The following is an 11,956-nucleotide window of genomic DNA, read 5'->3' on the forward strand; positions in this document are numbered from 1 at the left end:
GATAAATTTACCGGAATTACTCAACAATAACCCCTAAAATAGTGATGTTTATTCGCAAATAATTAATCTATTCAGCTTTTAAACTACGGTATTAGGCTGGAGATTCTTTCGCGGCGGCAAAGCCTAGCTGTAAAGTCAGTCTAGAGCGATGTTACAGACCTCAATAATGTTATATTTCTTTAACAAGCAATTAAAAAGTAATTTAAACTTAATACGAAATTTTGGGGAAATTTCATTTGTCTAAAGATAGATTTCTAGTAATTCACAGATATCTAGATTTATTCAATAATCAACGCTAGTTTCTATGCTTGATAAATCAAAAATCTCTAATAAAATGCTCTTTCCTACTTATGTAAGGGCGGGTTGATGAAGAATTTTATGTACAGATTGATTGAGTAAACCCGCCCCTACCTACTCCCCGCCTTTACAGATAATTTCAACAATTTACCTTGTCTACCTTGTCGAACTCAGTATCATCGCCACTGGGCAATTTGTACAAAATTGAGTCAACTCCAGAAAAATCTAAAAATTGATAAAATTAAAGTATTACAGGGAACTACCATCTTTCCAAAAACTAGGGCTGTTAGTTTAGCCAAAACTTTGGGAATTATCAAAATACTAGTCTCATAGATATTGTCTGCCAGATCAATCACATCTGACGGAATTTGGTCTCATCCACGAAAATTCCGCATGACAGCTGAGTTTTCGCTATCGTATCTTCAGCAAAGAACATGGCCAGAAAAAGCACTATATTTGTTTACGCCCAAATTCCATCAAACCGAGGATTGGCAAAGACAGGGGTAAAGCAGGATGACGCTTGCTCAACAAGCGATTAAACTGTGGGTAATGTCAATCCTTGTATAGCTTTGAGCTATACATAAATAAAACTAATGACATTGTTAATTATTCCTAAAGTCTAATTCTTGCTATAAAAAAACTACTTATGACAGTGCATCAACGTGGTGTTGGGGAGACCGCTGATTTAATTATTGGTGTTCACAACCAAGAAAATCAACAATTACAACCCAATTCAGCTCCTGTGGGTGCCCTTGCTAGAAGAAAAGGAACTATTTCTACTTTTCTGGCTCCTTTGACTCAGGACACTTTTAAACAAGTGGTGACTGAAGTTGAGCATAAGTTACAGATTGTACACCAAACCCTGTCAATGCTAGATTCTCATGGGTTTGAGACAATCCTGCAAGAAATGTTGCAGTCCATTACCTTAAAAACTGGGGAATTATTAGGAGCAGACCGGACGACTATATTTTTGTTAGATGAAGAAAAACAAGAATTATGGTCAATTGTAGCGGCGGGAGAAGGCGATCGCTCCTTAGAAATTCGCATCCCAGCCGATAAAGGCATTGCGGGTGAAGTCGCCACCCTCAAACAAGTAGTTAATATTCCGTTTGATTTTTATAGCGACCCCCGGTCAATCTTTGCCCAAGCCCAAGAAAAAGTGACCGGCTACCGTACCTATACAATGCTGGCTTTGCCACTGTTAAATGAACAAGGGCAGTTAGTAGCAGTAGTGCAGTTACTGAACAAATTAAAGTCTATCCACGATATCAACGCCCCATTAGCAGAGCGAATTGATACAGTAGGTTTTACACGCAGTGACGAACAGTTATTTCAAGAATTTGCGCCATCAATTCGCCTGATTTTAGAATCTTCGCGCTCTTTTTACATGGCGACGCAAAAACAAAGGGCGGCGGCGGCGTTGATGAAAGCCATCAAATCTTTGAGCCAAAGCAGTTTGGATTTAGAAGATACCCTGAAGCGGGTAATGGACGAAGCTAAGGAACTGATGAACGCCGATCGCAGTACCTTGTGGTTAATTGATCGCGATCGCCATGAATTATGGACGAAAATTACTCAAGATGATGGGACAAAAAGAGAATTACGTGTACCCATCGGTAAAGGTTTTGCGGGGATAGTGGCTGCATCTGGCAAAACCCTAAATATTCCCTTTGATTTGTACGATAATCCCGACTCAGAAACAGCCAAAAAACTTGACCAACAAAATGGCTACCGTACCTGTAGCTTATTGTGTATGCCAGTGTTTAACGCCGATCAACAATTGATTGGTGTTACACAGTTGGTCAATAAAAAGAAATCGGGTGAATTTCCGCCTTATAATCCTGCAACTTGGCCAAAAGCGCCAGAATGCTTCCAAGCCAGCTTCGACCGCAACGACGAAGATTTTATGGAAGCTTTTAATATTCAAGCGGGGGTGGCGCTGCAAAATGCTCAATTGTTTGCCACAGTTAAGCAACAAGAACAAATGCAGCGAGATATTTTGCGGAGTCTTTCTAATGGTGTTATTTCTACCGATAAATCAGGTTGTATTATTGCTGCCAATGAAAGTGCGAAACGCTTGCTAGGTGTAGAAGCCGAAGAACGTTTAGAAGGGAAATCAATTGATGAAGCGATCGCAATTAAAGAAGGCGACTTTAGCAAATGGTTTCAAGACGCTCTACACGGAGATGATATCAAACGCCGTCAGCAATATTATCCAGACCGCACGCTCATCAGCACTGGTACAGAACAAGAACAACACAGTATTAATTTATCAATTAACTCCATAGCCGATGTCAACGACCAACAGCAAGTCCGGGGTGCGTTGGTGGTGATGGAAGACATTAGCGATGAGAAACGCCTCAAGAGTACTATGTACCGCTACATGACTCAGGAATTGGCGGAAGAATTACTCAAGTTAGATGATGCCAAATTAGGAGGCGATCGCAAAGAAGTTTCCATCTTGTTCTCGGATATTCGCGGCTACACCACTTTGACAGAAAACCTAGAAGCAGAAGAAGTGGTGAGTATGCTAAATGAATATTTTGAATCAATGGTAGAAGCGGTTTTTAAACATAAAGGCACTCTCGATAAATACATCGGTGATGCCATTATGGCCGTGTTTGGTTCACCTCTACCTTTAGAAGAACATGCTTGGATGGCGGTACAAACATCCATAGAAATGCGTCATCGCTTGCACGAATTTAATCAACGTCGTTACGCTGCGAATAAACCAAGAATTAATATTGGCATTGGCATTAATTCCGATACCGTGATTAGTGGCAATATCGGTTCAAGTAAGCGGATGGAATTTACCGCCATTGGTGATGGTGTTAACCTGGGTTCTCGCTTAGAAAGCGTCAGCAAACAATATGGTTGCGATATTATTCTGAGTGACAATACATTTAAACCCTGCCAAGAATATATTTGGGCGAGAGAATTAGATTACATTCGTGTCAAAGGTAGAAACGAACCAGTATCTATCTATGAATTAGTTGGTTTACGTTCTGACCCAATTCCCAGTGAAAAATTGCAAGTTATCGAACACTATCACAAAGGACGTGAGTATTATCTCAAGCGTCAGTTCACTTATGCGAGGGCTGAATTTGCCAAAGTTTTAGCATTTGACAACCAAGATAAAGCAGCAATGTTACATCTTTTGCGTTGTCAGCATTGGCTACAATCACCCCCAACTGATTTCGATTGGGATGACGGCGTTTGGACGTTTAATGAAAAGTAAAATTATTTGTGTAATATGAGCAGATGCAATTTATAGGAATAAGGTTTGATTCCTGAATTTGTGTAGGTAGGGAGTAGGGAATGGGGAGTAGGGAGTAGGGAATGGGGAGTAGGGAGTAGGAAAGAAGTCTGATCCGAGTGTACTGATTTTTTTTCAGAAATCAAATATGACTGCTATAGCAATCCTACCCCAAACGTGAGAAAATACGTAGATAAAAATCCTTGTTTTATAAGCGTTTGAGGCTTTTTGAACTCTCACATATCATTTAGGATTGTTATATAGGACTCATATTTGATATATGTGACTACTATTAAATACTGTAGAGACGTTGTATACAACGTCTCTACAATTCTCTACAATCAGGTATTACAGCACTTTTGAAGTAAGTGAATCACACTATGAGTAATAAATAGTGAGTAATAAGTAAATTTCTAACTCATTACTCATTATTCATTACTTTTTTCAATCGGTTTACTGATTCGTTTTATCTTTGTGTTGGCTTAACCAAGCTTCTAAATCTGCCACTGTGGCAAAATCTAACAATGCTTCTCCCAGAGATTCTAATTGTTCAATAGATAGTCCTTGAATTTGCTCGATTAAAGATAGATCGATTTCTCCTAAACGCCGATTTAACAGCCGCAGAATTAGCTGTTGTTCTCCTTGTTGTAAGCCTTGTTGTAAGCCTTGTTTTAAACCTTCTTGTCTAGCGCGTTCTCTGTCTTCCTGATACAGTGGTGCTAATCTCATCACTAACTCCCGATCATCTGTTTCGATATTTTGGTTAATTCGTAAATTTTGTTGCAGGCTATAAAGTAATTCTAGCGTCACTTTTTGAAAGGGGTGATTTGCTGGTAGTGCTGTTAATTCATCAATCGCTCGTTGCTGCACTTTCCCACGCCCCAGGATTCTCAGCCATAGTGTTTCGGGAATAGATGGTAACTGATGAATTACGACTATAGCTGTTCGCAAATATTCAGGTAAAAAGTATACTCCCTCCACCCAATCTGATTTGAGAACTGCACCAAAACCAGTAAGGATTGACTCTGATGCAGTGGGTGTGAGTATCCATTGTTGAGGAATTTCTGAGTCTGAGATTTTGCTTTTGCTGCGATTTGCTTCTCGCTGAATTGCCTTGTTTACTTCTAATGATTTTGAAAGACAATCTTTAATTTCTTCGATGGATACTGGGTTGCGAAAGGGTTCAAAGATGGCTGGTGTTGTCGCCATTCTGCCTAATATTCCCAAGGTGTTTAAGTTAGCTGTTTGGTTGGGAATTGGTGTAAATAACACGTCTATTTCTTTGACTTCGGCTGCGACTCGGCTTGGTGCTTGGACTTGTCCGAAGGGTTTTAGTAGTTCTTCTAAATAGTCTTTGGAGAATTGATCATGAATAAATCTCGTCATTATTTAAATGATTTACGCCGGATAATGTCTGTTATTTTACCAAAGCGATCGCCCTCCATAATCACAAAAGATATCTGATGGCGATCGCTGGTAAATTAAACATAAATTATCAAGCTTATTTATTAATTGATGACGATTTTTTAGCGCCAGAAACCAGGCCGCCAAGCTGAGTCACCGCTATTGTAAAAGTGTAATCTGCCATAACCTAAAAATTGTCCGTGGGATTTTTCACCTGTAGGAAAAGCCGTGACTCCAAACAGATAAACACCACTACTGCGGGGATTTTGCCAGGGTTTTAAACCAATGGTAATGGTTTTACCGGGAGACACTGGCGGGTCAAATGTCAAGGTGATTGTCCTGGTTTTGCGATCGCCTGTTACAGTTTGTAATGCTACCTTTTGTCCCTTACCAGAAGGTTTACCTTCAAAAGCTACACTGTCGTTTAAATCAAAAGTAATATTGTCTACACCTTCATGCTGATTAATCGCTAGGCGTTGTAGTGGTTCACCCGCATTTTCTGGCAAACTGATTGTAAAGTAATATGTCGCACCCCAGGCGTAAATCTCGTTATAAGTAGTGACGGTATTAACTAACCGGGGTGGTTGTGCAAAATACACTGTGCCATCTTGTAATTGAATGGCGTAACTTGGCAGGAGATAGCCCTTGATTAAGGTTATGCTGGCGATCACTGCACCCAATAATACTTTAGGACGCATAAATTTTTGGGATGGTTACTTAATTTATATTGTAAGTTGAGTGCGTCGTGCCTGTATTATTGCCATCATCTTCAGCATTAAACAAGCACAAGCATAAATATTTTTATTACATCTTTGTTACTTATTTCTGGTCTTAGTTAATACTATTTTGCAAAATTTAATTGATATTTGTTGTCAAAGTTACTCTTAAAGTTAGAAACTAAGAGTAAAAGCACAGTAATTATTTCGTATTATGAATACACTTTCTACATTTGCATTCAAGCGGTCAATTTGGCAACCCGCCATTATGTTGACCTTGGGTTTTTGGTTAAGTGCTAGTCTGATTTTAGATTGGGTAATAATGCCTACCCTTTATTTTTCTGGCATGATGAATGAAGCTGGTTTTACTACAGCAGGCTACGCAATTTTTTGGAATTTTAATCGCATAGAGTTGTTATCGGCGGCGATCATTTTAACTGGTGTATTGGCTTTGAGTAAAACTCAACATAACTGGCATCCTAACACTATTGTGTTTGCGGTTATTTTACTCACAGTATCTCTTCTAGAAACTTATTTTTTAACTCCCAATATGTGCGCGGCTGGTGTTCATCTCAATTTGTTTGAAACATCCACAATTCCCGCAGCAATGGATTTATTACATGGTGGTTACTGGGTATTGGATGCAGTGAAGCTGTTGACTGGCGGAATATTGTTAGGTCAATGCTGGCGGATGCAGGCTGAATAATAGGGAATTGGGAGTCGATAACAGGAAACTCACCTACAGCAGATTCGATGTTTATGAGTTACAGCAACTGATTGAAAAAAGTAATGAGTCAGAAATTTACTTATTACTCATGGTGTACCTCACTAACTTCAAAAGTGCTACAAATATTGTCTTTGAATTGAAAAACTAATCCGTCGGTGAAAATTGAAGGTAAAAAAACCCCAGCTTTTTAGAAAAACTGGGGTTCTCATTTTTTAGTCAAAATTTATTAAATTGATTCTGACTGCTTCTTCAAGGTGTTTATTCCGATTCGGGTGATTCTTCATTGTTAAAAAATAATAACCTTGCAGCCAGAATTGCAAAACCTACAGCCGCGATCGCTTTTAATATCCGTGTAGGTAATAACTCTGCAACTGCACCGCCAGCCAATGCGCCTAAAAGGCTGGTTAATAATAACGCGCCTGCTGTGCCAAAAAATATCGCCTTTTGAGACTGGCCACGGCTAGAAAGTGCGATCGCCGCTAACTGGCTTTTGTCACCTAATTCTGATAAAAAAACTGTAATAAAACTTAGTCCTAAAAGATGCCAATCCATAATGTTAAGAGGAGTAGGGAATGGTGAGTGGGGAATAGGGATATAAATTAACCTTGCAATATATCCCAAAACAGCATGACGGAAATTAACAGCAACATAACTCCGGCTGATTTTTCTACAGTTTTGGGACTGAGGCGGCTAGATATCCAACTTCCCAAAAGTACACCTAGTAAACTTGTGCTGATTAATGCAGCAGCAGACCCCAGAAACACTACCCAAGGCGCGTGAGATTCTGCACTCATTAATAAGGTTGATAGCTGGGTTTTATCACCAATTTCTGCGAGAAATATCGTAATGAATGTTGTGCTGAAAACAACAAATGTCGATTCTCGCTTTTTGGGACTTTCCGTAATTACAGATTGCAGAGGCTCAATATTTGCAGCATCCAGTTGAGATTTAGCGTTTTCTTTTAATTCTGGCAGGTCTTTCGCAGAAATAACCACAGGCGCAGTGTCAAGTTTCACAGGCAGATTTTTGTTACTAGGAGTTTTTCATATTCTTCTCATTTTCTCAGATATTTGTCATAAATTGCAACTATTAACTGATATATTTTTGAGAAAAACAGGACTTACGCACAAAGATTGTCTATGAAGATTGGGTGTAAGGGTGTAAGGGTGTGTGGCTTAAGGGTTTTAGATAAGTAGTTAAACATAATTAATTACACAAAGTCATTGCGAATGGAGCGAAGCGAAATGAAGCAATCGCAAGGGCTGGGATTGCTTCGCTTCGCTCGCAATGACTGTAATTAATTTTGCGTGGTTACTTATATACACCCCTATACCCTGTACCCTTGCACCCTCGCCAAAACCCTTGATTTTTCGTTTTTATGCGTAAGTCCTAAAAAACCCAGTCGCTGTTTAACCTGTTCCCAACTGGAACCCCGGTTTGGGTTTTGTCAATGTAGTTCTAAGCGTCTATCCAATTCTTGTTTTTGCTCCTCACTCAGATATGCTGAGTGAGGAAATATCAACTTTGTTATTTGCGATTTATTGACTAATATCTGTAATTTTAAGTCCATTTTGGGCTGGCATTAAAATGAAGCAAGTAGTATTAGAAACCTTTGTAAATCAAGGCTTAGAAACTTCTTTGTCACTTTTTGATCAAGTTAAAACCCTATCACAAGATTTTGCGACTCGCGCCGCAGTGCATGATAAAGATGGTTCATTTCCTTTTGAAAATTTTACGGCGCTGCATCAAGCAAGACTGTTGGGTTTAACTATTCCCCGTGATTTGGGTGGACAGGATTTAGGGCTGGCTAGTATTTGTCAAGTTATTGAGGGGATAGCCAGTGGTGATGCTTCTACGGCTTTAGTGTTGAATATGCACTATTTACAACATGCTAAAGCTAATCGTAGTCGTTCCTGGCATCCTGAAGTATACAAGAAAGTTTGTCGGGAAGCGATCGCCAACTCCGCCCTCATCAACGCCGCCCGTGTAGAACCAGAGTTAGGTACACCAGCCAGAGGCGGTTTACCAGCAACAACCGCCCAAAAAACACCACAAGGCTGGCTGTTAACTGGACATAAACAATACACCACAGGTAGTCCAATTCTCAGCTACTTTGTGGTTTGGGCAAAAACAGATGAAGATGAACCCCAAGTTGGTAATTTTTTAGTTCCTTGTGATTTACCTGGGTTGCGAATTGTCGAAACTTGGGATCATTTGGGAATGAGAGCAACTGGGAGTCATGATTTAATCTTAGAAAATGTCCTAATTCCCGATGAATATGCTTTAGATATTCGTCCTGTCTCTATTAAATCACCACCAGACCCGATGACAGCCGTGTGGAACAGCTTGACATTGAGTGCTTTGTATTTGGGAGTTGCCACAGCTGGGCGAGACTGGTTAATAGAATACCTGGGCGATCGCACTCCGTCAAATTTGGGAACACCACTTGCTAGTTTGTCACGCTTTCAAATAGCTGTCGGTGAAATCGAAGCACTGCTGTATGCTAACCGCCAACTAATTTACAACTTAGCCCAAGCAGTCGACAAAGGCGAGTCTGAACCTAATGTAGAATTACAAGCACAAGCTGTAAAATATCTCAGCACCACCAATTCAATTCGTGCAGTAGAAATTGGTTTAGAACTTATCGGTAATCCTGGATTAATGAAGAAAAATCCTTTAGAAAGACATTATCGTGATGTTTTGTGCAGTCGTATTCACACACCACAACATGATGTGATTTGTCAATCTTTAGGAAAAGCAGTACTTAATAAAAGTGCTGAGTGCTGAGTTGAAAGTGCTGTGAAATAAAACCTCTCTTAAAAAGTTTAAGAGAGGTTATTGATGGAGTTTTATCAAACAGTTGGCAAGTGATACTAATTCTGTATGAAGATGCACAGAATCTTAAGAAACAAACCGCGAAGAGAGCCAAGGATTTAGAGTAAGGCGTAACGCACCGAAAACTTTGCGTAGATGCGTTACGCTGTCGCTAATACATCCTACTGGCGTGGCAAGCCTTAAATGTTGCATTAAAAAATAGATTTTATCTGTGTTCATCAGCGTTTATCTGCGTTTTTATCCAAATCTAATGCACTACTTTAGCCTTGCCACGCCACTACGTACTGAGCATTGAGCGTTCGCGTAGCGTCAGTCGAAATGCGTCTTCTAAGATAATTATGTCCACTTACTTAAATTATTCCTTGACCTCTACCGCGTTTGTCACCTTTTTCTGTTAATTCGCCTGCTTTATCTTCATTGACTTCTTGAAGTTCGTTCATTCGTTGTGTGCTATCTTCGGCGGCTTCTTGACGTGCATCACCAGGAACTTCGTAATACATTTCTGGTTCAACTGCGTAGTTATTTAATAAACCTTCTTTATCTACTGTGTAACCGTCTGTAGTGTGGATACTTTCTGCGTCGGTTTGGTCATCAGTAGAGGCTGCTGCTTCTCTTTCTTCTGTGGGTAATGTTTTATATAAATCTCCTTCTCTTTCTTTCCGAGCAGCAGTTTCAGCAGGTATAATGCCTCTATCATAAGTATCTACTTCTGCTCTTTCGGATGAATCTACTGCTTTTTTAAATTTTTCATTAGCCATAATTTATGCCCTCGAATTTAAAGAAAAGTATGTTGTTTCATAGCTTCGAGAACTAGATTAGAATGTTGCCGCAAGTATATCTACTATCTTGAGAATAGATTTAAATCAAAAAATTATATTGCTTCTATATCTTGAGATGTATAGCAGTGGAGAGGTTGACAATTTCTAGATTTAATCAAGTTGCTGTAGAGACGTTGTAAGTAGGTAGACACAATTATTTATTTATAAGACGCATTTCGACTCCTTTCTCCTGCGGAGACGCTAACGCGAACGACTACGCTCAAGGCAAGTCGCTCAATGCTCAGTAGCCTTACTAAAAAAGGGTTGAGCGAAGTTACATCCGTTTGGTGAGCGTAGTCGAACCACTGCCTTCTGCTATATCTATAGGACTTACGCAGACTCTACGATTTCTTGGCGTTCTCGGCGACTTGGCGGTACCCTGCGGGAAGCCGCTTCGCGTCTACGATAAATTAAGCCTTTCGAGAATTTTTGCGTAAGTCCTGATCTACCTTAACTTCCTATTTTGGTTCTTGTTGTTTACTATGTTCTCGTAGCTGCTGTAATAACTTTTCTTGGGAGGTATTCAGCGTTTCTAAAGTGGTAGTTTGAGGTTCTTTTTCTAAAGTTTTGATAACAGGATTTGTCGAATTAATTAAGGTTGATGGTTCAGATGCCACTGCTGTGGGAAATACTATATTTTGTTTAATTGCTGCTAGTTTCATCGCATCTAAAGTTGTGGCAAACTGAATTTGTTGCTGCATTTCTTGTGTAGAAGAAACTAAACCACTCAAACCATTAACTAATTGCCGGAGATTATCTCTAAATTTGGGATCACCTGTTAATTCATCTAAATCAGAGGTGATTTTTTGGGTATTTTCAAAAGTGACTCTGGCTGAATCTAATGTTTGTTGTAGTAATAAGACATTCTTGGGGTCATTTAAAGTTTTTGTGGCATCTCGTAAATTAGCAGAAGCTTGGGCGGCATTAGCTGACAGTGTTTCTAAATTTTTGATTACTTCGCCTTGGGTTAGGCGATTTAATGATGGTGATAAACTAGCGACTGTAGCGCGTAATTGATTGCTAGTTTCGGTAATATTATTCAAAGCACCGACTAAAGATGAACGATTAGTAGTGACCAAATCATTCAAGTTAGTTAGCAAACGATTGGCTGTCGTAGCGGTTGAAGCAAATTCTTTGGCGGTTGCACCAAACTGACTAGCAGTTACGCTTAATTGATTAGCTGTTTTAGTGGTAGATGCAGTGAGTTCATTTGTGGCGCGTTGTACAGAATTGGCGGTTGCACTAAATGTATTTAGCTGTCCTTGAAAGCCTTTTGTTAAACCTCTAGCATCTTGACTGAGGGCGGCGACACTGGTGGCGGCGGCGGCGGAACTTTCTAAAAGTCGGTTAACTCTTTGATAAAATTTTGGATCGTTGTACAAAGTAGCTAACTCTGTGCTACTGCGAATCAGGTCATCAACACTAATACCAATTTGACCTTTTAAGCGAGAACCATTACAAATAATCAAACTTTGGTCACAGCCTTTCTCTAAAGGTTTGGCTTTGACATTAGCAGCTAGTGATGTTCTGGGTGTAATATCGACAATACTTTCACTAATCAAGCCACTTTGGTTAGCATCAACTTTAACATCACTGGGAATAATCAAGTCTGCGGGAACAATTTCTATTTCTACATCAATTGCGTTTGGTTTGGGGCGGATGTCGGAAATTTTGCCGACTTTCACGCCACGATAACGGACGGATGCGCCTTTTTGCATTCCGCCAGCGTTGGCAAATTCGACAATGAACTTATACGAGCTACGTCCTGCACTCACTCCATTCAACCACAGAACGATCGCCCCAAAGGAACCCAGCCCCAGCAAGAGCAATAACCCGACTGAACCTTCTCTTAGCGTTCGTCTAGATGTGAAACGGTTTGTGATAAATTCTCGCATTTGTTCCT

At 39.9% G+C, this 11,956-nt stretch carries 10 protein-coding genes; 3 read left to right on the plus strand and 7 right to left on the minus strand.

Going from position 1 to position 11,956, the window contains the following annotated elements:
- Window positions 1-943: 943 nt before the first annotated feature.
- Complete coding sequence (locus tag H6G79_RS02650; protein WP_190591861.1) at window positions 944-3,535, plus strand: GAF domain-containing protein; 2,592 nt, start codon at window positions 944-946, stop codon at window positions 3,533-3,535.
- 471 nt (window positions 3,536-4,006) lie between these two features.
- Here the strand turns inward: H6G79_RS02650 and H6G79_RS02655 are convergent, their stop codons facing one another.
- The 3 genes from H6G79_RS02655 to H6G79_RS02660 are packed head-to-tail and all read right to left on the minus strand — an operon-like array spanning window position 4,007 to window position 5,655.
- Window positions 4,007-4,939, minus strand: coding sequence for a DUF4351 domain-containing protein (locus H6G79_RS02655; RefSeq protein ID WP_190591862.1), 933 nt, complete (start codon window positions 4,937-4,939; stop codon window positions 4,007-4,009).
- A 36-nt stretch (window positions 4,940-4,975) separates the two neighbouring features.
- Window positions 4,976-5,104, minus strand: coding sequence for a hypothetical protein (locus tag H6G79_RS37230; RefSeq protein ID WP_277877201.1), 129 nt, complete (start codon window positions 5,102-5,104; stop codon window positions 4,976-4,978).
- On the minus strand, window positions 5,080-5,655 hold the full coding sequence (locus H6G79_RS02660; protein ID WP_190591863.1) for a DUF2808 domain-containing protein: 576 nt from the start codon (window positions 5,653-5,655) through the stop codon (window positions 5,080-5,082). Before H6G79_RS02660 ends, H6G79_RS37230 begins: the two co-directional genes overlap by 25 nt.
- 232 nt (window positions 5,656-5,887) lie before the next feature.
- Between H6G79_RS02660 and H6G79_RS02665 the strand changes: the two genes are divergently transcribed.
- Window positions 5,888-6,379: a DUF4149 domain-containing protein gene (locus H6G79_RS02665; protein ID WP_190591864.1), complete on the plus strand. Its 492-nt coding sequence runs from the start codon at window positions 5,888-5,890 to the stop codon at window positions 6,377-6,379.
- A gap of 279 nt (window positions 6,380-6,658) precedes the next feature.
- On the opposite strand, the gene H6G79_RS02670 is transcribed toward H6G79_RS02665, so the two are convergent.
- Together H6G79_RS02670 and H6G79_RS02675 are read right to left on the minus strand one after the other, a co-directional pair.
- The gene (locus H6G79_RS02670) at window positions 6,659-6,952 is read right to left on the minus strand and encodes a TMEM165/GDT1 family protein (protein ID WP_190591865.1); all 294 of its coding nucleotides are present in this window, start codon (window positions 6,950-6,952) and stop codon (window positions 6,659-6,661) included.
- 47 nt (window positions 6,953-6,999) lie between these two features.
- Window positions 7,000-7,416, minus strand: a complete 417-nt coding sequence (locus H6G79_RS02675; RefSeq protein ID WP_190591866.1) for a TMEM165/GDT1 family protein — start codon at window positions 7,414-7,416, stop codon at window positions 7,000-7,002.
- A 571-nt stretch (window positions 7,417-7,987) separates the two neighbouring features.
- Here H6G79_RS02675 and H6G79_RS02680 point away from each other — a divergent pair.
- Window positions 7,988-9,187, plus strand: a complete 1,200-nt coding sequence (locus H6G79_RS02680; protein ID WP_190591867.1) for an acyl-CoA dehydrogenase family protein — start codon at window positions 7,988-7,990, stop codon at window positions 9,185-9,187.
- Between the two features lie 398 nt (window positions 9,188-9,585).
- Here the strand turns inward: H6G79_RS02680 and H6G79_RS02685 are convergent, their stop codons facing one another.
- A complete protein-coding gene (locus H6G79_RS02685; RefSeq protein WP_190591868.1) occupies window positions 9,586-9,993 on the minus strand; it encodes a hypothetical protein in 408 nt (135 codons plus the stop codon).
- 518 nt (window positions 9,994-10,511) lie between these two features.
- A complete protein-coding gene (locus tag H6G79_RS02690; RefSeq protein WP_190591869.1) occupies window positions 10,512-11,948 on the minus strand; it encodes an MlaD family protein in 1,437 nt (478 codons plus the stop codon).
- Window positions 11,949-11,956: the final 8 nt, after the last annotated feature.

The sequence above is a fragment of the Anabaena sp. FACHB-83 genome, from assembly GCF_014697485.1.
Taxonomy (GTDB): Bacteria; Cyanobacteriota; Cyanobacteriia; order Cyanobacteriales; family Nostocaceae; genus Nostoc_B.